General features: G+C 57.3%; 21 protein-coding genes and 1 pseudogene. 14 read left to right on the top strand and 8 right to left on the bottom strand.

Annotation, left to right across the window (positions count from 1 at the left end; genetic code table 11):
* Window positions 1-35: 35 nt before the first annotated feature.
* Both TM1040_RS19380 and TM1040_RS19375 read right to left on the bottom strand, forming a co-directional pair.
* Window positions 36-1,433 carry an aspartate aminotransferase family protein gene (locus TM1040_RS19380; protein ID WP_011540296.1) on the bottom strand — a complete coding sequence of 466 codons (1,398 nt, stop codon included), beginning with the start codon at window positions 1,431-1,433 and terminating at the stop codon, window positions 36-38.
* A 63-nt stretch (window positions 1,434-1,496) separates the two neighbouring features.
* On the bottom strand, window positions 1,497-2,243 hold the full coding sequence (locus TM1040_RS19375; RefSeq protein ID WP_011540295.1) for a GntR family transcriptional regulator: 747 nt from the start codon (window positions 2,241-2,243) through the stop codon (window positions 1,497-1,499).
* 86 nt (window positions 2,244-2,329) lie between these two features.
* On the opposite strand from TM1040_RS19375, the gene TM1040_RS19370 reads away from it, so the two are divergent.
* The 5 genes from TM1040_RS19370 (at window position 2,330) to TM1040_RS19350 (ending at window position 7,648) form a co-directional block, all read left to right on the top strand.
* Window positions 2,330-3,418 carry a polyamine ABC transporter substrate-binding protein gene (locus TM1040_RS19370; RefSeq protein WP_011540294.1) on the top strand — a complete coding sequence of 363 codons (1,089 nt, stop codon included), beginning with the start codon at window positions 2,330-2,332 and terminating at the stop codon, window positions 3,416-3,418.
* Between the two features lie 90 nt (window positions 3,419-3,508).
* Window positions 3,509-4,648, top strand: a complete 1,140-nt coding sequence (locus TM1040_RS19365) for an ABC transporter ATP-binding protein (RefSeq protein ID WP_193339819.1) — start codon at window positions 3,509-3,511, stop codon at window positions 4,646-4,648.
* On the top strand, window positions 4,648-5,529 hold the full coding sequence (locus tag TM1040_RS19360) for an ABC transporter permease subunit (protein ID WP_011540292.1): 882 nt from the start codon (window positions 4,648-4,650) through the stop codon (window positions 5,527-5,529). Before TM1040_RS19365 ends, TM1040_RS19360 begins: the two co-directional genes overlap by 1 nt.
* Entirely contained in the window at window positions 5,526-6,344 is an 819-nt protein-coding gene (locus TM1040_RS19355; protein WP_011540291.1) for an ABC transporter permease, read from the top strand. Before TM1040_RS19360 ends, TM1040_RS19355 begins: the two co-directional genes overlap by 4 nt.
* Complete coding sequence (locus TM1040_RS19350) at window positions 6,341-7,648, top strand: NAD(P)/FAD-dependent oxidoreductase (RefSeq protein WP_011540290.1); 1,308 nt, start codon at window positions 6,341-6,343, stop codon at window positions 7,646-7,648. The genes TM1040_RS19355 and TM1040_RS19350 overlap by 4 nt, the downstream gene beginning before the upstream one ends.
* Here TM1040_RS19350 and TM1040_RS19345 read toward each other — a convergent pair.
* The 3 genes from TM1040_RS19345 to TM1040_RS19335 form a co-directional block, all read right to left on the bottom strand.
* Window positions 7,645-8,478 carry a phosphotransferase family protein gene (locus tag TM1040_RS19345; protein ID WP_254658844.1) on the bottom strand — a complete coding sequence of 278 codons (834 nt, stop codon included), beginning with the start codon at window positions 8,476-8,478 and terminating at the stop codon, window positions 7,645-7,647. The genes TM1040_RS19350 and TM1040_RS19345 overlap by 4 nt on opposite strands.
* A 64-nt stretch (window positions 8,479-8,542) precedes the next feature.
* Window positions 8,543-9,238: a flagellar hook capping FlgD N-terminal domain-containing protein gene (locus TM1040_RS19340; RefSeq protein WP_011540288.1), complete on the bottom strand. Its 696-nt coding sequence runs from the start codon at window positions 9,236-9,238 to the stop codon at window positions 8,543-8,545.
* Window positions 9,239-9,242: 4 nt separating this feature from the next.
* A complete protein-coding gene (locus tag TM1040_RS19335; RefSeq protein WP_011540287.1) occupies window positions 9,243-10,829 on the bottom strand; it encodes a flagellar hook-length control protein FliK in 1,587 nt (528 codons plus the stop codon).
* Between the two features lie 125 nt (window positions 10,830-10,954).
* Here TM1040_RS19335 and TM1040_RS19330 point away from each other — a divergent pair, with 125 nt between their 5' ends.
* From TM1040_RS19330 to TM1040_RS19305, 6 genes are all read left to right on the top strand, one after another.
* Window positions 10,955-11,245, top strand: coding sequence for a rod-binding protein (locus tag TM1040_RS19330; RefSeq protein WP_011540286.1), 291 nt, complete (start codon window positions 10,955-10,957; stop codon window positions 11,243-11,245).
* A complete protein-coding gene (locus tag TM1040_RS19325) occupies window positions 11,242-11,610 on the top strand; it encodes a flagellar protein FlgN (protein WP_011540285.1) in 369 nt (122 codons plus the stop codon). Before TM1040_RS19330 ends, TM1040_RS19325 begins: the two co-directional genes overlap by 4 nt.
* Window positions 11,611-11,825: 215 nt before the next feature.
* The gene (locus TM1040_RS19320) at window positions 11,826-12,674 is read left to right on the top strand and encodes a flagellin (protein WP_011540284.1); all 849 of its coding nucleotides are present in this window, start codon (window positions 11,826-11,828) and stop codon (window positions 12,672-12,674) included.
* Window positions 12,675-12,760: 86 nt separating this feature from the next.
* Entirely contained in the window at window positions 12,761-13,132 is a 372-nt protein-coding gene (gene flaF / locus TM1040_RS19315; protein WP_011540283.1) for a flagellar biosynthesis regulator FlaF, read from the top strand.
* Between the two features lie 2 nt (window positions 13,133-13,134).
* Complete coding sequence (gene flbT / locus TM1040_RS19310) at window positions 13,135-13,539, top strand: flagellar biosynthesis repressor FlbT (protein ID WP_005607958.1); 405 nt, start codon at window positions 13,135-13,137, stop codon at window positions 13,537-13,539.
* A complete protein-coding gene (locus tag TM1040_RS19305; RefSeq protein WP_011540282.1) occupies window positions 13,536-15,488 on the top strand; it encodes a DUF1217 domain-containing protein in 1,953 nt (650 codons plus the stop codon). Before flbT ends, TM1040_RS19305 begins: the two co-directional genes overlap by 4 nt.
* A 269-nt stretch (window positions 15,489-15,757) precedes the next feature.
* On the opposite strand, the gene TM1040_RS19300 is transcribed toward TM1040_RS19305, so the two are convergent.
* The 3 genes and pseudogenes from TM1040_RS19300 to TM1040_RS19280 form a co-directional block, all read right to left on the bottom strand.
* Window positions 15,758-16,854 (bottom strand): IS3-like element ISSisp1 family transposase gene (locus tag TM1040_RS19300; protein WP_085978750.1). Its coding sequence is split into 2 segments (ribosomal slippage): window positions 15,758-16,593 and window positions 16,593-16,854, totalling 1,098 coding nucleotides; the frame shifts between segments, so codons are not numbered across the junction.
* Window positions 16,855-16,927: 73 nt separating this feature from the next.
* Window positions 16,928-18,063 (bottom strand): annotated as a pseudogene (locus tag TM1040_RS19290) (IS3 family transposase).
* Window positions 18,064-18,224: 161 nt separating this feature from the next.
* Entirely contained in the window at window positions 18,225-19,553 is a 1,329-nt protein-coding gene (locus tag TM1040_RS19280; protein ID WP_011540279.1) for a FliI/YscN family ATPase, read from the bottom strand.
* Window positions 19,554-19,641: 88 nt separating this feature from the next.
* On the opposite strand from TM1040_RS19280, the gene TM1040_RS19275 reads away from it, so the two are divergent.
* The 3 genes from TM1040_RS19275 to fliE are packed head-to-tail and all read left to right on the top strand — an operon-like array spanning window position 19,642 to window position 20,760.
* The gene (locus tag TM1040_RS19275) at window positions 19,642-20,031 is read left to right on the top strand and encodes a FlgB family protein (RefSeq protein WP_011540278.1); all 390 of its coding nucleotides are present in this window, start codon (window positions 19,642-19,644) and stop codon (window positions 20,029-20,031) included.
* A 16-nt stretch (window positions 20,032-20,047) separates the two neighbouring features.
* Entirely contained in the window at window positions 20,048-20,440 is a 393-nt protein-coding gene (gene flgC, locus TM1040_RS19270; protein ID WP_011540277.1) for a flagellar basal body rod protein FlgC, read from the top strand.
* Between the two features lie 23 nt (window positions 20,441-20,463).
* Window positions 20,464-20,760, top strand: a complete 297-nt coding sequence (gene fliE, locus TM1040_RS19265; RefSeq protein WP_011540276.1) for a flagellar hook-basal body complex protein FliE — start codon at window positions 20,464-20,466, stop codon at window positions 20,758-20,760.

Here is a 20,760-nt window from a genome sequence, read left to right as displayed (position 1 = left end):
CCCCTTTTGATCAATTCGAATCACCGCCGGAGCCCTTAAGCCGCCGATTTCAACAGCCCTTGTGCCTGCAATTCGGTGTAGCATTCGTCCAAGGATTTGGTCGCACGCGCGATCAGCGTGTCGATCTCCTCCGGGGTGATCACCAGTGGCGGAGAGATGATCATACGGTCGCCGACGTGACGCATTACCAGATTGTTGGCAAAGCAACGCTCGCGGCAGATGAAACCAACGGTTCCCGCCTCAGCCTCAAAGGCTGCGCGAGTCGCCTTGTTAGGCGTCAGAGCGATCGACCCCATCATTCCGACAATCTTCGCTTCCCCCACCAGAGGGTGCGCAGTCAGGGCTTCCCACTTCTCTTTGAGATAGGGTGCGGCCACGTTGCGGACATGATCGAGCACGTTTTCCTCTTCGAGAATGCGCAGGTTCTCCAGCGCCACCGCGGCAGCAACCGGGTGCCCGGAGTAGGTGTAGCCATGGTTGAATTCATCCTGCGCGATCACTGCGGCGACTTCATCCGAGACAATCGAGCCACCAATCGGCGCATAGCCCGAGGACAGCCCCTTGGCGATGGTCATGATGTCGGGACGAATGCCCATGGTTTCAGACCCGAACCAGTTACCCGTGCGCCCAAACCCGCAGATCACCTCATCCGCGATCAGCAGGATCTCGTACTTGTCGCAGATACGCTGAATTTCCGGCCAATAGCTCGCAGGCGGAACGATGACGCCACCGGCACCTTGAACCGGTTCGGCAATAAAGGCGGCGACGCGATCTTCGCCGAGTTCGAGAATCGCCTTTTCCAGTTCCTGAGCGCGCTGAAGCCCAAAGTCTTCGGGATCGGTGTTGCCGCCCTCTGCCCACCAGTTCGGCTGGTTGATGTGGTGAATATCCGGAATCGGCAAACCACCCTGTGCATGCATTGCAGACATACCACCCAGCGAGCCGGACCCGACAGAAGAGCCATGATACGCGTTCTTGCGCGAGATGATCACGGATTTGGTCGGTTTACCCTTCATCGCCCAGTAATGGCGCACCATCCGGATGTTGGTGTCGTTGGCCTCAGAGCCCGAGCCTGCAAAGAACACATTGTTCAGGTTGTCGGGCGCCAATTCGGCAATCTTCGCCGCAAGCGCAATGACCGGTACATGGGTCGTTTGGAAAAACGTATTGTAGTAGGGCAGCTCGCGCATTTGGCGCGCCGCGACCTCTGCCAGTTCATCGCGACCATAGCCGATGTTGACACACCAAAGCCCCGCCATCGCGTCGAGGATCTCATGACCTTCGCTGTCGGTCAGTGTGACGCCTTTGGCACGCGTGATGATACGCGCACCTTTCTGCGCCAATCCGCCATTAGCGGTGAAAGGATGCATATGATGCGCCGCATCCAGCGCCTGCAGTTCTGCGGTTGGCAGATGGTTGGTAATCGTCGTCATGAGTCACTCCTGAACGGAAATCTTTCGCTCAGAATATGATCAAAAAATCGCCTGTCAATCGAATCAGTTGATCGGGGTGAGCCCCGCCCGAACCTGCTCCATGCCCTGCAACACGTCCCGCTCCATCGCCAAAGAGACAAGATCTGCATCTTTTTTACGCAGCCCTTCAAGGATGTCTTTGTGGCGGTCAGGAAAGCTCTGGGTTCCGAAGCGCCCGCAGACCACGCGCAGGGACGGACCAAAGCGCAGCCAAAGACGATCAGCCAGATCCGCGAGGATGGGGGCATCAGCGTATTCGTTCAGCATGCTGTGGAATTCGTAATTGAGACCCAGGTACCCTGCGACATCGCCATTTGCGATGGCCGTATCCAAGCGCAGATCAAGCGCCTCAAGCGCATCGACACTGGCGGAGGGAATCCGTGTGGCTGCGCGACGGGCAAGCTCACACTCCATTGTTTTCCTTGCGTAAATTAACTCATCAACATCCTCGGCACGAAGCTCGGGGACAGAAACACGACGGTTCCCTTGGAACACCAGCGCCCCGTCCGAGATCAGCCTGCGGATCGCTTCGCGCACTGGGGTCATGCCACTGTCCAATGCCTCGACCAGACCCTGTATGGTGACCGCCTGGCCCGGCGCCAGCTCACCAAACAAAATCTGCGCCCGAAGACGTTGATAGACCAGCTCGTGAGCAGGTAGTTTTTGCCCCCCCTCCGCGGGGGTAACAGATGGCGTATTTGGCACATTCACCGGGCTTGGATCCTTCTCATTTTTGGGCAGCTTGCACCAACAGAATGCAGATGAAAACATAAAGTGTCTTGCCGGATGAGGCAAAACTTGATCAAAATAGCCCATAGCCGGACAGGAAGACTCCGGCATGCACAGGGGAGATTCTCATGAAAACCAAAACGGCCACCATCGTGTCCGCCATCGCACTCAGCGCTGCTGCAGCCGCATCAGCCGACGAAGTCCGCGTTTACAACTGGTCCGACTACATCGACGAATCGCTGCTGGCGAAGTTCGAAGAAGAAACCGGCATCGAACTGATCTATGACGTCTTTGACTCCAACGAACTGCTCGAGACAAAAATGCTCGCTGGCGGCTCGGGCTATGACGTCGTGGTTCCCACCGGTTCCTTCCTGCAGCGTCAGATCCAGGCAGGTGTGTTCCAGAAGATCGACCGCGAGAAACTTACCAACTACGGCAACGTCTGGGATGTGATCCAAGAGCGCAACGCGCGCTTTGACCCCGACAACGCCTACTCCATCAACTACATGTGGGGCACCACTGGCCTCGGGACCAACCTTGGCAAGGTTGCCGAAGCACTGGGCGACGATGCCCCGATCGACAGCCTGTCGCTGGTTTTTGACCCGGCCAACATGGAAAAGCTCTCCGAATGTGGTGTGCATTTCCTCGATGCGCCCACAGAGATGATGCCCGCAGCCCTCACGTATCTGGGCCTTGATCCCAACACCGAAGACAAAGCGGAACTGGAGCGGGCGGCAGACGTACTGGAAGCGGTTCGCCCCTACGTGCAGAAGTTCCACTCGTCAGAATACATCAACGCCTTGGCAAATGGTGACATCTGCGTCGCCTTTGGCTGGTCTGGTGACATCCTTCAGGCGCGTGACCGTGCAGCCGAAGCCGATAACGGTGTCGAAATTGCATATAACGCTCCGTCCGAAGGGGCGCTGATGTGGTTTGACCAGATGGCGATCCCGGTTGATGCGCCAAACCCGGAGGCCGCACATAAGTTCCTCGACTTCATGCTGGATGCGCAGAACATGGCGACCGCGTCGAACTACGTGTACTACGCTAACGGCAACAAGGCGTCTCAGGAGTTCCTCGAAGACGATGTGATCAATGATCCAGCGATCTACCCCACGCCGGAAGCCATGGAGAACACCTACATCAAAGCGCCATATTCTCAGAAGGCCCAGCGCGTTGTCACCCGTCTGTGGACCCGCGTGAAGTCCGGCACCTGAGTCGATCCCGCAGTTAAAACAGGCGGGGCGTGAATGCACGCCCCGCCCACCTCACCTACACAAGATGACGGGCCGGTACCAACCGCCCGCATGGGGGAAAACTTGGCAATACCGGTATTCGAACCCTGGACCGACCCACAGGCTAAGCCACTGATTCAGTTCCAGAATGTCACCAAACGCTTTGGCGATTTCACCGCAATCGACGACCTGACAATCGACATCTACGAGCGTGAGTTCTTTGCGCTTCTGGGGCCGTCTGGCTGTGGCAAGACCACGATGATGCGAATGTTGGCCGGGTTTGAAACACCGACAGAGGGAAAGATCTTTCTGGCCGGGCAGGATATCGCCCCCGTCCCCCCCAACCAGCGCGCGGTCAACATGATGTTTCAGTCCTATGCGCTGTTTCCGCATCTCAGCGTTTGGGAGAATATCGCCTTTGGACTCAAGCGCGAAGGCCTGCCCCGCAATGAGATCAACGCACGCGTCGACGAGATGCTGCGCCTGACGCGACTCGAAAAATTTGCACGTCGCAAGCCTCATCAGATCTCGGGAGGTCAGCGGCAGCGGGTTGCTCTGGCCCGCAGTCTGGCAAAGGCACCCAAACTGCTGCTTCTGGATGAGCCCCTCGGGGCGCTCGACAAGAAACTGCGCGAAGAAACGCAGTTCGAGTTGATGGACATCCAGGAAAAGACCGGCACCACATTTGTCATCGTGACCCACGACCAGGAAGAAGCGATGACCGTCGCAAGCCGTGTGGCCGTGATGGACAATGGCAAGGTGATGCAGGTCGCAACCCCCGCCGACATCTACGAAGCCCCGAATTCAGTCTATGTTGCTGATTTTATTGGCGACGTGAACCTTATTGAGGGCAAGGCAACTGCCACGGGCGAAGATAGCTACGCTCTGCATTGGCGTGAGGGCGCAGCCCCGCTCACTGTAAAATCGCCCAACAAGATCTCTGACGGCCAGAAAGCACATCTGGCCATCCGCCCCGAGAAAGTGACCATCAGTTCAGAAAAGCCTGAGGCCGCCGACAATGTTGTTCAGGGCAAGGTCCTCGACATTGCATATCTCGGCAACCTTTCGACATATCACGTCGAGCTACCCACCGGGGATGTCATCAAGGCTCAAACGGCCAATACGCGCCGGATTTCCCGTCGCGCCTACACATGGGAAGACACCGTCTGGCTGTCCTGGACAGCCACCGGCGGTGTCTTGTTGGGGGAATAATGCGCCGTTTTTTCCTGATCGCCGTCCCCTATGCATGGCTTTTGGCCCTGTTTTTGGTGCCGTTCCTGATCGTCCTCAAAATCTCGCTGTCGGATGCAGCCATCGCTCGCCCGCCCTATTTTCCGCAGTTTGACTGGGCAGAGGGGATCCGCGCATTCCTTGCTGAGCTCGATTTTGAGAATTTCACCTGGCTTCTCGAAGACGATCTCTACTGGAAAGCCTACCTGAGCAGCCTTCAGATTGCACTCACCTCAACGCTCTTGACCCTGATCGTCGGCTACCCAATTGCCTATGGCATGGCCCGCGCGCCCGAGGAATGGCGCCCGACGTTGATGATGCTGGTGATCTTGCCGTTCTGGACCTCTTTCCTGATCCGCGTCTACGCTTGGAAGGGCATTCTGTCGAACGAGGGATTTCTCAACCAGTTCCTGATGTGGACCGGACTTGTGTCAGAGCCACTCCAGATCCTGAATACCACAACCGCCGTCTACATCGGCATCGTCTACACCTACCTGCCATTCATGATTCTCCCGATTTACGCCGCGCTCGAGAGAATGGACGACAGCCTAATCGAAGCTGCAGAAGATCTGGGTTGTTCGCGCCTCTCGGCCTTTTGGCTCGTGACGATTCCCCTATCCAAAGGCGGCATCATCGCAGGCTGCTTCCTCGTCTTTATCCCGGCGATGGGCGAGTTCGTGATCCCGTCCCTGCTGGGCGGATCTGACACGCTGATGATCGGTAAAGTGCTCTGGGAGGAGTTCTTCTCCAACCGGGATTGGCCGGTGGCGAGCGCAGTGGCGGTTATCTTGTTGCTGATTCTCGTGGTGCCGATCGTGCTGTTCCAGCGCAACCAGCAAAAAGAGCAGGAGGGTGACACATGAAACGCCTAAGCGCCTTCAATGTGGTCTCGCTGACGCTGGGATTCGCCTTTCTCTATATCCCGATGTTGATCCTGATTCTGTTTTCCTTCAACGAAAGCAAGCTGGTCACCGTCTGGGCGGGGTTCTCGACCAAGTGGTACGGCGAACTGATGCAAAACGAAGCTATGCTTCAAGCAGCATGGGTGACCGTCAAGGTTGCGGTTTTCTCCTCCACGATCGCAACCGTTCTGGGGACCATGGCGGCCTATGTCATGATCCGCGGCGGGCGCTTCATGGGGCGGACCCTGTTCTCGGGCATGATCTACGCGCCCTTGGTAATGCCCGAAGTCATCACCGGCCTGTCGCTCCTGTTGTTGTTCATCGGCATCGGGCTCGATCGCGGGGTGCTCACCATTGTACTGGCACATACCACCTTCTCGATGTGCTACGTGTCTGTCGTCGTGTCTTCACGCCTCGCAACATTTGACCGTTCGCTCGAGGAGGCGGCGCTAGATCTGGGCTGCTCGCAGGCTCAAGCCTTTCGATTGGTGACGCTGCCGATCATCGCACCGGCGGTGGTCTCGGGCTGGCTCCTTGCCTTCACGCTGTCGCTCGATGATCTGGTGATTGCCTCCTTCACCACGGGCCCTGCAGCCACGACCCTGCCGATCAAGATTTTCTCGGCTGTGCGCCTTGGTGTCAGCCCGGAGATCAACGCGCTCTCTACGATCATGATCGCGATTGTGACGGTTGGTGTGATCAGCGCGTCCCTTGTCAGCAAACGCGCATTGGTCAAACAGCGTCGTGAAGAACAAGAAGCCGTGCGCACGACATGATGCGTCGTATCTTCGGCGACTACGCCTATGGGGCAGGTCCTCGCAGCAACTGCTGGTGGGATGAGACCTGCCCCCCCCCCATCTGGCCAGAATTTCAAGGCGCACAGAGCGTCGATGTGGCGATCATTGGCGGCGGCTTCACCGGGCTTTCGGCTGCACTGCATCTCGCCGAGGCGGGGCTGCGCGTTGCCGTACTCGAAGCCGAAACGCCCGGCTGGGGCGCTTCCGGGCGCAATGGCGGATTTTGCTGTCTCGGTGGTGCGAAACTCGGGCCGCGCGCGATGGCACGCCTGCACGGCAGCCGGGAAACGCAGCTCTATCAGGCGAGCGAAGAAGCCGCGGTCCACTTGGTTGAACAGTTGATCGCCCGCCATGGGATCAGTGCCGACACCCACTCCGACGGTGAAACCGTGATGGCGCATTCCGCCAAAGCGCGCAAAGCGCTGATGATGGAGGCCAAGACGTCAGGGGCGACCTTCATAGATGCCCCGGACTTGGCAGAGCGAGGGTTTGGTGGAAATTTCCATGGCGCTTTGACCACGCCGGTCGGCTTTGCTCTCAATCCTCGCAAGTATCTCTTTGGTCTGGCGCGGGCCGCGCAGGCCGCTGGGGCCCTACTTTTTCAAAACAGTCCCGCGCTCGAGGTGACACAACACGGCTCGCATTGGCATGCCGTATGCCCCGGTGGCCGTCTGAGCGCCCCGCAGATGATCATCGCCACAAATGGCTATTCAAGTGAGAATCTGCCCGAATGGCTAGCGGGCCGCTACATGCCTACGCAATCCACTGTCATGGTGACCCGCCCCATTACGGCAGAAGAGCAGGCTACTCAGGGCTGGAACACAGCGCAGATGGCATATGATACGCGCCATATGCTCCATTATTTCAGGCTGATGCCTGACGGACGCTTTCTCTTTGGAATGCGCGGTGGGTTGATGTCCTCTCCGCGGTCCGAGGCCAAAATCCGATCACTGCTGCGTCGCCATTTCGAACGGCTGTTTCCTGCCTGGTCACATATCGAGACGACTCATAGCTGGTCCGGCATGGTGTGCCTTTCCAGAAATCTTGTACCTTTTGTCGGCCCTGTCCCAGAACACAAAGGCCTATTTGCCGGGCTTTGCTATCATGGCAATGGCGTTGCCATGGGCAGCTATTCGGGCGCTTTGTTGGCGCAACTTGTAGAAGGGCGAACACCCGAGATGCCCTATTCAAAGGTGATGCAGCGCATGCCACGCTTTCCACTGGGGCGCGCGAGACGCTTGCTGATGCCACCGGCCTACGGACTGTTGAGTCTTTTGGACTAGATTTCCGCGAGCTCCAGATCCCGCGCGTCCGTCTCACCACGCCACGCGCAGTAGGCCGCCATCCGCCAATGGAACCATGGCTTTAGCGCGTAATACCGCGCAACAACCCGCGGATGCGGATAGGCGGTGACGAATTCCGCCTCCTCTTGCCGAGAGAGGACTCGCCCGCGATACGCGAGCTGCATTGCAGGCGACAAAAACAAGGCCAGATCCTCTGCCGGATCTCCCAGTTGGGGGCATTGCCAGTCAATCAACGCCAGGGTCCCATTGTGCGCCACGATATTCCCCGGCACCGGGTCGCCATGAATGAGACAAAGCTGTGAGGTCGGCGGCACGACGCCTTGGGGCGCCCGGTCCAAAAGCGTAGTGCCCTGCGATGCAGCCGACACAATCTGTCGGGTCTGCTGTGCAAGCGCCTCAGACCCGTTGCATCCAAATGGCAACCCTCGGGGTTTGGCCTGATCGTGTACGATGCTCAAGATCCGCGCGACATGGCTGGGATCGCTCTCCCACCGCGCACCACAGACATGTGTGTACATCAGCCACGCCTGACCTTGCCACAGACCATGCGCCAAAAAACGCGGCGCCATGCCCGTGCCGCTCAGCGCCCGCAACATCGCTCGTTCCCGATCGGGGTCATTTGCGAAAAGCGGGTTATGTGCATCGCTGCGATAGAGCTTTACGACCTTGTCCCCCGCGCGCCAAACGTGATTGCTACGCCCCCCCGCCAGTGGCGTGGGGGCAGACAAACACCAGCCCTGCTGCGCCAGATGGCGAAACAGGGCTGTTTCAATATCATCCTGATCTGGTTTTTGCTCAGGTCCTGACAAAATAGCTCCGCTCACCGGATCCCCCGCTTCCTTGGCGATTACAAGGCCCGGTTAACGTCGCAAATCAGGAATTGCCAGAGGAACTGGTTGGATCACGCAGCGCCGTCACCGAGGTCGCGAGGATTGCGCTTCCGCTCTCAAGGATCAAGGCCACTTCACCGTCGACATTCTGGGTCTCTTCCACGCGTCCGTACACCTCGGCCAATTCGGAAAGGATCACCTCACCATTGGAGGAGCTTTCGATCACAAAGCTGTAGGAGCCCTCAGGCAAGGTGTTGCCATCACCGTCTTCGCCATTCCACTGATAAGGCTCGGCAGAGACCGGCAGATCCACGCGGCCGACTTCTGCTTCCTGGTCGTCATAGATGATCATCTCGACCTTATCCGCGACAGCAGCAGGATTCGGTGCAATCGAAACCGAAGAGCTACCATCAAAATAGCCGGCTGCTTGCGCCCGCACCTCTCTTCCAACCCAGCCGGTCAGCTGAGACATGTTGGAAAGAGAAAGCGCGGTGAGCATGCTTGTCAGGGTTTCATTGGTCAGAACCTGCTGCTCGACAGAGGAGAACTGCGCTAGCTGCGCGGTATAATCTGACGAATCCATCGGCTCGAGCGGGTCCTGGTATTTTGCCTGCGTGGTCATCAGCCTCAGGAAAGTTTCAAAATCCGAGGTGAGCGCGCTTGTCGCCGACTGCGTCCCAGCCGTCCCACCAGCTGTCGTTGTTTGCTGGGTGCCAACACCCGTTACTGCTGTGGTCATGCTCTTAAATCCTCATGTCCAGGCCATCGGCCGAGATGTTCAAGTGTTGTGATATCGGAAGACCGGACTGAGCGGCTTCAAGGGCATCGCCCTCGCCTTGCTGCTCGGATCCGTTGCCCCCAAGACTGCTCTCTCCCTCCCCTGACTGACCGGCGTCGGTGTCAGAGCCAAATTGGAAAGAGATATCGGTGAAGCCCATTTCCTTGAATTCGCGGGCAAGATCCTGGATGTGACGACGCATCAGGTCCTCGGTCTCAGGACGTTCGGCGTTGATGGTGATCGTGACGCCCATTTCTGTTGTCATCACCCGCATGTTCACATGGCCCAGCTCACGCGGGTTCAGTGTGACATCCACATTGCGTTTGCCGCCCGTCGCGACGGCCTCTGCAAGTTGTTGCGCTACATGCCGGGGCGTTTCGGCGCGAAAGCTGGATGCTCCAGATCTGACGGAGGCCTCCGCCAAAAGTTGTGGCAACGCAAAGCTCTCCGCACCGCGTTGCGTCAGAACGTCATCTCCTACGCGTCCTGCATCATTTGCTCCCATCAGGCTGGTCACCACGGCGGAGCTTGACTTGAGGACCGTATCACTCATCTGGAAGCGCGCGGAGGCCAAGGCCTGCGCACTCCCCGAGGCCGCAGGGTGCAAAAGGCGGGTATCACCACTGTTCATTGGCGCGCGCGCAGTCGCTGTGGAAGCCGCGACCTGTGCCTGAGCTGCGGTCAATGGTATATCACGGATGCGCGCTTCAGTGGCTTTCTCCTGTCCCGGAGGAGATGTGGGCGCCCCTGTTTTCAGCGCCTCCAGAGCGGTCTGAGCCTGTGCCTGCGCAGGCGGCTGCGCACCTTTTTCGGCAGCAATCGCGCCGACTGTTCCGGGCACAAGCTGTTGGCGTCGCCCATCTCGATGTGTTTCCAAGAGAACTGATGTGCCGAGACGTTCGTCTTTATCTGACAAGAGCCCCGTACGCGCCGCCTCCATTGAATTCATTTCGGCATCTGCCTCAGCCGAGGCAGCACCTTTTATGGCCACCTCCACCGCTTTGTCAGTGGCAGAGCCATGCGTCACAGGAGCGCCCGCGCGCATCACCTGATCGCCGGAGCCCTTTGCAGATTGATCAGATGACACCTGTGTGGCGCCTGCAGCAGCAACTGCCTGACCCTCTGCCACATCCGCCTGCGCAAAATCCTCTGCGGATGTATCAAGCTCGGGGAGCGCCTCGTCCAGGGCTTCCTCGACGTCGGGCTGTGTTGCGGTGTCGATGACACTTGCCCATTCGCTCTCAGGGTTTTCGTCCGGAGCAACCAGGGACGTTTCACCCGCGTCCTGCTCTGGATGCGATTCCTCACCCTTCGCATGCTGGTCAGCTGCGGTGGCCTTCGCGTTATTCTTAGCGTCAAAAGCCTTGTCGTCATGCTCTGCGCCAGAAGGTGTCTCGACATCCGGAGAGGTCTTGGTTTTGTCTTTTGTTTTTGCCTCGCGGGCAAGAACGGACTCGAATGAATCACCGCCTCGGCGCGCGGGCTCCGTTCGCTTGGACGACTCAGTTGACGTACTGCCAACAGACTGTGTCGTAAGGATTTTATCAATCATGATCCACCGGATGTTCTATCTCGTGTGAACCCTGAATAAATGAAATCAGTTACGGCATTTTTAACCGGTTTTCGTCAAAGTGAGAATTATCGAAGAATTCGACACACTATCAGGACTGAGGCAAAATGCCCGTAACACATGTTTCGACGCCCTCTGCGGCGGCCCCCATTGCGCAGGCCTCCAACCCCAAGGATCAAGCCTTGCGACAGGCTGCGATCGACCTCGAAGCCTCCTTTCTCTCCGAAATGCTCAAAGCGGCCGGGCTTGGCAAAGCGCCCGAAGCCTTTGGCGGTGGATCCGGCGAAGACCAGTTCGCAGGTCTATTGGTCAATGAGCAAGCCCGCGCCATGGCAGAGGCCGGCGGCATCGGACTCGCAGAATCAATCTACAACTCACTGAAGGACTCTCAAGAATGAGCGCACTTACTGATCAGACCCCGCAAGCCATTATCGATGCTCTTGACGTACTCCTCGAAGAGGAACGCGGTGCATTGACGAATGGGGAACTCGATAAACTTGAAGGTATTCTGGCGAGAAAAGAAGACCTCTTCGACCAGCTCAACAGCATGACCGATATCGACCATGGGGCGCTGGACTCGGTGCAATCGAAGGTGTCGCGCAACCAGGCCCTCCTGGGGAGCGCCATGCAGGGCATTAAAGCCGTGGCAAACCGTATGGCTGAGCTCCGCAAGGTTCGAAAGGGTCTGGATGTCTACAATCGTTCGGGTCAGCGGACCAGCTTTGCCACCACGGGCAGCCTCAAACTAGAGAAGCGCGCCTAACGGTTTTGGAGGTCGGGACAATTTTAAAAATGCAAATTGCACCATTAGCACTCTCTTAGCATCTAATACGGCAATGTCACCTTGCATCTCGAGCGAGGTGGCGCGGATACCGCAAGGTGAAGCACGGTCAGAATGACGACAGAGAGAGCTCCGGTATCGGAGCTGGGATTACCAAATCAGGGGCTAAAGCGCTCCAAATCAAAGGAACTCATGCTATGTCCAGCATTCTGACGAACAATGGTGCAATGGTTGCTCTGCAGACTCTGAAGTCTGTGAATAACAATCTGAACGACACCCAGAAAGCCATCTCCACCGGTAAGGAAATCGGAGTTGCAAAAGACAACTCAGCCGTATGGGCGATCTCCAAAACCATGGAATCCGACATTGCGGGCTTCGAAGCGATCGAAGAAGGCCTGTCCATCGGCGAAGCAACCGTCGCGGTTGCCTCTGCAGGTGCCGAGCAAATCGTTGAGAAGCTCACCGAAATCAAAGAGCTGGTTGTTTCCGCTCAATCCGAGAACGTCGACCACGCCAAAATCCAGGACGATATTTCCTCCAAGGTTGATCAGGTGGCTGCGATCATCTCTGCTGCGCAGTTCAATGGTGCGAACCTGCTGGCATTTGATGTGGACGGCAATGGATCGACCGGCGTGGGCGTTCTGGCGTCTCTCGACCGTGAAGGCGCCGGCGGTACCGTTACCGCTGTCGAGATCACCGTCGACTCCGTGAACTTCGAATCCAGCCTGAACCTCTCCGCTTCGCTGACTTCGATCACTGACACGACAACGGCTGCCACAGCCCTTGGTGAAATTGAAGTGCTGCTTCAGGTTGCGATCACTGGTGCTGCTGCTCTGGGTGCTGACTCCGCGCGCCTTGACGACCAGTCCGAGTTTGTAAGCAACCTCGTGGACTCCATGACCATGGGTGTGTCGACCATGACAGATACCGACATGGAAGAAGCCTCCGCACGCCTCTCGGCCCTTCAGACACAGCAGGAACTTGCAGTTCAATCGCTGACGATCGCGAATGAAGCGCCGGGCACGCTGCTGCAGCTCTTCCGCTAACATCGCCTTTGAGCTGGGGCGTCCGATGGCGCCCCGGCCGCCTTACTTCTCTGTGAATCAGTGAAAATAAAACGTTAGGATAACACGTGAATGCCCTTCTAAAGGCGAAGAGCGCCTATGCGGCGGCAAAAGCCCCCACCCGTACAGCACGGAACACCGAATATGAGATCCTAGCCCGCATCACGCATCGTATGATCGTGGCGGATAGCAAGGGCTCGGATGGTTTCAAGGATCTTGTCGCAGCGGTTTCCGATAACCGTAAACTCTGGACTCTCTTCACTTCGGATTTGGCCAAGGAAGGCAACAAGCTGCCAACCGAGCTGAAACAACGTCTGTTTCATCTGGCCCGCTTCACGCGTGAACACACCAGCAAAGTACTGGCCCGTAAGGCGTCAGTTCAGCCGCTGGTAGAAATCAACACGGCCATCATGCGTGGCCTTAGAAGCGGAGCGTCCTGAAAATGAGTGGATTGGTCCTTAAACTCGCCCCCAAAGAGCGTGTTCTGGTCAACGGAGCCGTCATCGAAAACGGAGATCGTCGCAGTCGCTTGTCGATCGTCACCCCTGATGCGCATATCCTGCGCCTCAGAGATGCGATTCATCCAGAACAAGCGAATACGCCGGTGCGCCGGGTCTGCTATGCAGCGCAACTTGTCCTCTCTGGGGACGTCGATCCAGAAGAAGATCGCCTGCCAATGTTGCGCCGCATTGAAGAGCTGAGCCAGGTCTTTACGGATCCGGACAGCCGTGCAGCCCTCTCTGAAGCAACCGAAGCGGTGATCAGCAACAACCATTATCGGTGCCTGAAGGCACTGCGGGCGTTGCTGCCACGGGAGGAACGGCTCATGGCCGTGAGAGCCCAATGACATTTACACCGCTTATTCCATCATCTGGGGTTGCGGGCTGGAATTTTCTGCAATCGACCTATGACCGGCAATACGATGCGTTTGTCCAGTCCGGGAAGTTGAAGAATGACAGTGAGTACTTCGCCGAGAATATCGGCGAAGTCACGTCCAGCGAAGACTTGCTTAATGACCGCCGCCTGCTTCAGGTGGCGGTTAAGGCGTTTGGTCTGGAAGAGGAAATCAACTACCGGGCCTTGCTGCAGCGTGCGCTCAACGAAGGCACCTCTGCCAGCGATGCGCTTGCCAACACAATGAATGACGAGCGCTACGTCGAATTCTCCAACGCCTTTGGATTCGGCCCGGGTCAATCACCGATGACCAGCGACAGCAAAGCAATGCAAGCGGTGATCGACAAGTTCCAGTCTGCCTCCTTCGAGGAAGCGGTGGGAGAAGTCGATGAAACGATGCGCACCGCGCTCTTTGCCAAACGGGCCATGATCGAGGTCTTTGGCGAGCCGGACGAGGATGACGTATCGCAGCTGAGCGTGAGAGAACGCGCCCTTCGCGAGTTTGACCTCGCCATGAAGGAGATCAACGGCAAAGACGATGATGTCCCTGGTGTGACCTCTGTCGAGGACCAGTGGGAAGATATTATCGAGCGCGACACGCTTCGAGAATTCTTTGATACCACGCTCAGAATCTCTGCAGGTGCCGCTGGACTTGAAGACGACGAACGCATCCAGCTTTATCGAGAACGTGCGCAGATTATCTTTGGAACCGACGATCCAACGGTCTTCTTCTCGGCCGAGAACAAAGACACAATCATTTCCGCCTTTAAAACCCGTGCAACCGTGAACGGGGATGATGCAGCTGAAACCGCAAAGACTGCGGAACTGTCAGAACACATCCTGGATCAGATGATCTCTCGCGATGCCGCGCTGAATGAAGAATGGGATTTCATCTCCCGGCAGGAACCCCTGGCGGAGTTTATGAAAACCGCTCTGGAATTGCCTGACGATATCGCGACACGAGAGACCAGCGAAGCCATGCGGATCTATCGTGAAAAAGCCATTGAAGCCTTTGGCACAGATGACCCCAATGTCTTTGCTAGTGCAGCAAACTTGGATGCAACACTCGAAGTTTATCGGGAAAATGCCACGAACGCTGGTCTCTCCAGTAGCGAAATCTCTTCCAATCTGCGCACGGCTGAGACCATCCTAAAATTCTCCTACAATCAGGGGGATGCGATCGATGGTGGTGATGCGGATGCCGCGGCAACCGCGGAAATAGATGCCGGGTGGTACAGTGTCATGGGTCAAACCGGCGTCCCGCGCTTCTTGAACACGGCCCTTGATGTGTCCTCTGCGCTTGCGCCGGGTGAAATCTTTTCGGACCTGACGATCGACGAGCAGCTAACAATCTACAAAGATAAAGCGGTTGAACTGTTTGGGACCGCTGACCTCAAAGAGCTGACCGGCCCGTATCAAATCGGCGCAGTGAACGATGCCTATCGCACCAACGCGGAAGCTGCGGGTGAGAGCGAATTCTTCATTACCTATTATTCCGATATCGCCGAGCGAGAACTAAACACCTTGTTCCAGAGCGACGATACCGATGCTGAAAAAGCGTTTGAAGAAGCTCTCGAAGAACTGCGCACGATGAATGATGAAGACAATGGTCCAAGCGCCAATTCGCAGTGGTTCACGATCATGGGCCAGCAGGCGATGACCGACTTCATGCAAGTCGCGTTGGGCCTGCCCAAAGAGGTTGGTCAAATGGATATTGACCAGGCTGTCGAGGTCTACAAGCGCAAGGCACAACAAGTTCTGGGGACCGACAAACCCTCGGAATTCATCTCTGGCGACAAGATGGATGAGCTGGTCAACATGTATCTCACCCGCTCGCAGATGAACAATCTCAGCAGCGGATATAGCTCCGGCAGCGCCGCCCTCATGATGCTGCGCGGCTAACATCCATCATTTCCCCAAGCGCCCTGATCCGTCTGGGCGCTTGGCGCATCTTCCCAGGCCCCGCGACTACACACTTCATTGGTGGTAGTCTCCAACGAGTGTGAGTAGGTGAGGCGCCTCAGGTCTATGAGGATGATAAATAGCTCAACAGGCAACCGAATTGACCTGCCCCCCGAGGCTCCCTCATTTATAATGAGAGTTTCCGCGGTTCTGATGTGCTACCCAACGTGCCCTCGGCCGTTGTTAGAATTTCCGCGGTTCCATCAGGTTCACGGGCTGGTGTCGTGAACTGATTTCATCAGGTCTGCCGGGACCTTGTTCCCGATAGCCCCGTGCGGGCGTTCTTCATTGTAGTCTCTACGCCAAGCCTCCAACTTTTCGGCTGCATCTTCAAGGCTCATGAACCAGTGCGCGTTCAGGCACTCCGCCCGGAACCGGCCATTGAACGCCTCGATGAAGGCGTTGTCGGTAGGTTTGCCCGGACGGGAGAAGTCCAATGTCACGTCGTTGGCATAGGCCCAAAGGTCCATATCCTTGGAGATGAACTCGCTGCCCTGGTCAACACGGATGGTGGCTGGGTAGCCGGTGCGCTTGCATACTTGCTCAAGCGTCGCGACCACGTCCTCCCCGCGATATGTGAACCGAGCATCAAGCACCGGGACATAGCGTGAGAAGGTGTCGACGACCGTCAGAACCCGAAGTTTCCAGCCTGTAGCCAGCTGATCATGAACAAAGTCCATAGCCCAGACGTCATTGGGGCTGACAGCCTCCTTGCGGTCATCCCGCAGCTTGGCCTTCACCCGGCGCTTAGGTGTCTTGCTCCGAAGTTGCATACCCAACTCCTTGTAAATGCGATAGGTCTTCTTGGCGTTGATCTCCCAGCCCTCCCGGCGCAGCAGCACATGCACGCGCCTGTAGCCGAAGCGCACGCGCGTCTGGCAAATCTCTCGTATCCGCTGTTCCAAAGCGGCCTGCCCAGGCCGGCGGGATTTGTAGCGATAGGTTCTCGGATCGAACCGGATCACCTCGCAGGCCCGGCGGATCGACACCTGCCAATCCGCCCGCATCCCGTCGACCAGCGACCTTTTCCGGGCAGGCCTCAAAGCTTTCGCTTAATGACGTCCTGCAGCATTTCCTTGTCGAGCGCGAGATCCGCGACGATCTTCTTCAGACGCGCGTTCTCCTGCTCGAGTTCCCTGAGCCGTTTCATCTCGGATGGCATCAGGCCAGCATATTTTTTCTTCCAGTTGAAAAATGTCGCCGTGCTGATCCCGGCCTTGCGGCAGACCTCGGCCACCGAGGTGCCGTCCTCCGCCTGCTTGATGATGAACGCCTTCTGCGCGTCCGTGAACTTCGATGCCTTCATGCGTTTCCGCTCCTCTCCCAGCCAGGGTTTCTCTGCGGAAAACTCTAATCAAAAACGGGGGCGTTTTCGGGGATCACATCAGGGTTTGGTCCTTTACTGACCGTTGATGATACTCCCGCGGGGTGAGCCCGTCGATGCTCATGTAGGGGCGGTGGTGATTGTAGTCGGTGTGCCAAGCCGAGATCAGTCCTCTGGCATGGCGCAGGTTGGCAAACAGGTGCTCGTTAAGACACTCGTCCCGTAGGCGGCCGTTGAAGCTTTCCACAAAGCCGTTCTGCATATGCTTTCCAAGCGCAATGTAGTGCCACTCGACCTTTCGATCCTCCTGCCATCTCAGAATGGCGCTCGAAGTCAGTTCCGTTCCGTTGTCGCTGATCACGATGCAGGGATAACCACGCGTTCGGACAGTGCTATCAAGTTCTCGTCCCACGCGCTGCCCTGACAGCGAGGTGTCGACCACGCAGGCCAGGCATTCCCTGCTGAAGTCATCGATGACGCACAGGACACGGAACCGGCGCCCATCTGAAAGGCTGTCTGAGACAAAGTCCAAGGACCATCGGTGGTTCGGCCCCTGCGGGATCGACATGGGCGCGCGCGTTCCAATCGCTACTTTGCGACCACCACGCTTACGCACTGTCAGGCCTTCTTCGCGGTAAATCCGGTAAATCTTCTTCCAATTCACCTGCCAGCCCTCTCGCCCCAGCAGGCGGTGCAGCCGCCGATAGCCCAAGCGCCGACGTTCCCCGGACAGTTCCTTCAGCCTCTCTCGGAGTTCTGTCTCCTCCGGTCTGGATGGTCGTCGCCTATAGACACGCGGATCAATCCCGGCCAAGGCACAGGCCAGCCGCTGGTTGTAGTTTTTTGGCATGGCCCAGTCCACAGCGCGTCGCCTTGAACCGGGCTTCAGAAGGGTCCATAGGCTCACTCGAACGCATGGCGATCGCCTGCTTCCATTCCCTGCATCCCCTTGAGCGTGCCAACGTCAAGCATATGTTCCGCCAGCATCTTCTTGAGCTTCGCGTTCTCGGCTTCGAGCGCCTTCAGCCGATTGGCCTCCGACACTTCCATGCCGCCATACTTTGAGCGCAATTTGTAGAACGTGCCATCACTGATGCCATGCTTCCGGCAAAGCTCCTTGGCGCCTATCCTGGATTGGTGCTCCTTCAGGATGCCAATGATCTGCTCTTCGCTAAAACGGCTCTTTCGCATTCGTTTGCTTCTTCAAAAGGTTGAGCAAACTCTACATCAGAGCGAGGGAAGTTTCGGAAGGCAGATCAATCCTCGCAAGAAAATGCCGCCCGTTGAAGGCGGCATTTTTGTGTGCGCGTCCCCCATGCGGAGTGATGAGGACCAGCCGGTTATGGTGCCCGCTACCGGCCGCCACCTGCGCGTCTGAGCAACAGGGCCAAGCGATTGAAGCTGCCCTTGATTCCATCCAGCTCATTGCGACCAAAGAAAGAATCTAGCTCTGGCCAGATTTTTACAGCTTGGTCGAGTACAAGATCATTGCCTTCAGAATACAGACCCGCACGGATCATAACCTCAGACTGTTCATAGGCCCCGAGGAACTTCCGTACAGCCAGAATCATCTCGTTTTCTTCCTTGGTCGCTGCGGCGGGCAGACTGCGCGAGACTGATCGCGAGACATCAATCGCCGGGAATCGTCCTCGTTCTGCAATTTCGCGATTGAGCACAATATGCCCGTCCAAAACCCCGCGTAGAATGTCTGCAATCGGTTCGTCCATGTCAGAGCCGGCGACCAGAACGCTAAAGACAGCAGTAATGTCTCCCTGACCTTCAAGCCCCGGTCCGGCGCGTTCACAAAGACCCGTAATCAGGGGTGTAACCGACGGCGGAAACCCGCGAAGCGCCGGGGCTTCACCCGAGGCGACAGCAATTTCACGATGCGCTTCTGCAAATCGCGTGATCGAATCGGCCATGAACAGCACATTCAGCCCCTGATCCCGAAAGTGCTCCGCAACAGACATCGCCGCCCATGCGCAGCGTCTACGCACGAGCGCGGATTGGTCTGAGGTCGCAGCGACAACAACTGCGCGTTTCATACCTTCAGGCCCCAGCACTTCCTTCACGAAGTGATTGACCTCGCGCCCGCGTTCCCCGATCAGCGCCATCACGACGACGTCCGCTTCCATGTTCTGCGCCAGCTGCGCCATCAGGGTAGATTTACCCACGCCAGACCCGGCAAAAAGACCGATCCGCTGCCCCGTTACAATCGGAAGCACGGTGTTGAGAATGGCAAGACCCGTCGAGAGCCGTTTACCAAGACCGCGCCGCGCAGCGGCTTTGGGCGGGCTTTCCATCAGGTCCCGGCTCTCGACCCCGCGCAACATGGGCTTGCCATCCAGAGGCTCCCCAAAGGGATCAATGACGCGGCCAACCCAGCTGTCATCCGGGGCGAACTCGGGCGTCTGGAACAAAAGGACCGCATCCCCGATGGAGGCACGCTCGGGGGCAGTATCGGGCAACATACGAATGTGGTCTGAACCAATTGCCAGCACTTCGCCATGCAGATCGTCTTTCTTACCGCGTCTCAGGGTTAGCCGATCGCCGATCCGCGCCTGGCTTTCCAGACCTGAGACTTCGATCTCGCCACCTGAAATCCCTGTCACCCGGCCCATGGGCGCGGCAAGGCGAGTATTGGCCAGTTCTTGGCTGAGCGCCTGGATCGATTTCATCATCTGCGGGTTCTCCAACATTCCTCTGAAAACAATTTCTAAAGGAATCAGGGTTAAGCCTTGATTGAAATTGATCGAGGGAGAAGCCCCGGTGTTCGAAAGACTGAATGTTTTTAATATCGCCTATTCCATGGCGACCCATGCAGGCAAGCGTCAGGCGCTTGTCTCGGAAAATATCGCAAATGCGGATACTCCAGGGTATCACGCAAAGGATATCAAACCTTTCAGAGAGGTCTTTGCTGCGAGCGAAGCGCAGGGCGACATGATCGCTTCACGCGGGTCGCACATCAATGGCGTCAATGGTTCCGGGTTTGATTGGGCCGTCACAACGGACGAGTCGTCCGTAGATCCCAACAACAACTCCGTCTCACTGGAAGAGCAGATCCTGAACGGGATCGAAGCCAAACGGCAGCACGATCGCGCGTTGGCCATCTACCGCTCTTCCATGAACATCCTGCGCGCCAGCCTTGGCCGTAGCTAATCAAGGAGACTGAGATATGAGCGACTTTTCCAAATCCCTCTCCGTTACAGCGAGTGGCCTGCGCGCGCAGGCGGCGCGACTTACCCATGTATCGGAGAACATTTCCAACGCGGACACTCCGGGGTATCGCCGTAAAACGGTGTCCTTCCAGTCCGTGCGTGATCTGGAAACCGATGTGAGCCAAGTCAGAGTTGGTCGGGTGTCACTCGACCGCACCGAACTGGAGCAAGTTTACGATCCCTCCCACCCTTTGGCCGATGAAACCGGTCACTACGAGGGATCGAATGTCGATCTGATGATCGAAATCGCGGACGCGCGCGAAGCGCAGCGTACCTATGAGGCCAACCTGAAAATGTTCGATCAGACGCGACAAATGTCGTCGTCCCTGATGGATCTTTTGCGCCGCTAACCTGAACAGATTGGAGATCCAGAATGGATATTCGTTCGCTTACCGCCACCTCCGGCTATGCCGCTGCACGTCCGGCAACCAAAGTTGACCCGGATTACAATCCGACTTCCCTGCAGGAGCAGGCCAAGACCAGCTTTCAGGATTTCACCAATACACTTGCACACAGCGAGCAAGTGTCGGTGCAAGCGATGACAGGCGGCGCAGATCCGCATCAGCTTGTTCAGGCGCTCGCACAGACCGAGCTGGCCGTTGAGACCGCGGTAACGGTGCGCAACAAGGTCGTTGAAGCCTATCAGGAAATCCTGCGGATGCCGGTCTAA

It is taken from the genome of Ruegeria sp. TM1040, assembly GCF_000014065.1.
Lineage (GTDB): Bacteria > Pseudomonadota > Alphaproteobacteria > Rhodobacterales > Rhodobacteraceae > Epibacterium.
This window is presented reverse-complemented; position numbering and strand designations above follow the sequence as displayed.

Coding starts and splice junctions, on each gene's coding strand:
- TM1040_RS19380 (WP_011540296.1), bottom strand. CDS start 1,433: ATGACGACGATTACCAACCATCTGCCAACCGCAGAACTGCAGGCGCTG.
- TM1040_RS19375 (WP_011540295.1), bottom strand. CDS start 2,243: ATGTTTTCATCTGCATTCTGTTGGTGCAAGCTGCCCAAAAATGAGAAG.
- TM1040_RS19370 (WP_011540294.1), top strand. CDS start 2,330: ATGAAAACCAAAACGGCCACCATCGTGTCCGCCATCGCACTCAGCGCT.
- TM1040_RS19365 (WP_193339819.1), top strand. CDS start 3,509: ATGGGGGAAAACTTGGCAATACCGGTATTCGAACCCTGGACCGACCCA.
- TM1040_RS19360 (WP_011540292.1), top strand. CDS start 4,648: ATGCGCCGTTTTTTCCTGATCGCCGTCCCCTATGCATGGCTTTTGGCC.
- TM1040_RS19355 (WP_011540291.1), top strand. CDS start 5,526: ATGAAACGCCTAAGCGCCTTCAATGTGGTCTCGCTGACGCTGGGATTC.
- TM1040_RS19350 (WP_011540290.1), top strand. CDS start 6,341: ATGATGCGTCGTATCTTCGGCGACTACGCCTATGGGGCAGGTCCTCGC.
- TM1040_RS19340 (WP_011540288.1), bottom strand. CDS start 9,238: ATGACCACAGCAGTAACGGGTGTTGGCACCCAGCAAACAACGACAGCT.
- TM1040_RS19335 (WP_011540287.1), bottom strand. CDS start 10,829: ATGATTGATAAAATCCTTACGACACAGTCTGTTGGCAGTACGTCAACT.
- TM1040_RS19330 (WP_011540286.1), top strand. CDS start 10,955: ATGCCCGTAACACATGTTTCGACGCCCTCTGCGGCGGCCCCCATTGCG.
- TM1040_RS19325 (WP_011540285.1), top strand. CDS start 11,242: ATGAGCGCACTTACTGATCAGACCCCGCAAGCCATTATCGATGCTCTT.
- TM1040_RS19320 (WP_011540284.1), top strand. CDS start 11,826: ATGTCCAGCATTCTGACGAACAATGGTGCAATGGTTGCTCTGCAGACT.
- flbT (WP_005607958.1), top strand. CDS start 13,135: ATGAGTGGATTGGTCCTTAAACTCGCCCCCAAAGAGCGTGTTCTGGTC.
- TM1040_RS19305 (WP_011540282.1), top strand. CDS start 13,536: ATGACATTTACACCGCTTATTCCATCATCTGGGGTTGCGGGCTGGAAT.
- TM1040_RS19280 (WP_011540279.1), bottom strand. CDS start 19,553: ATGATGAAATCGATCCAGGCGCTCAGCCAAGAACTGGCCAATACTCGC.
- flgC (WP_011540277.1), top strand. CDS start 20,048: ATGAGCGACTTTTCCAAATCCCTCTCCGTTACAGCGAGTGGCCTGCGC.
- fliE (WP_011540276.1), top strand. CDS start 20,464: ATGGATATTCGTTCGCTTACCGCCACCTCCGGCTATGCCGCTGCACGT.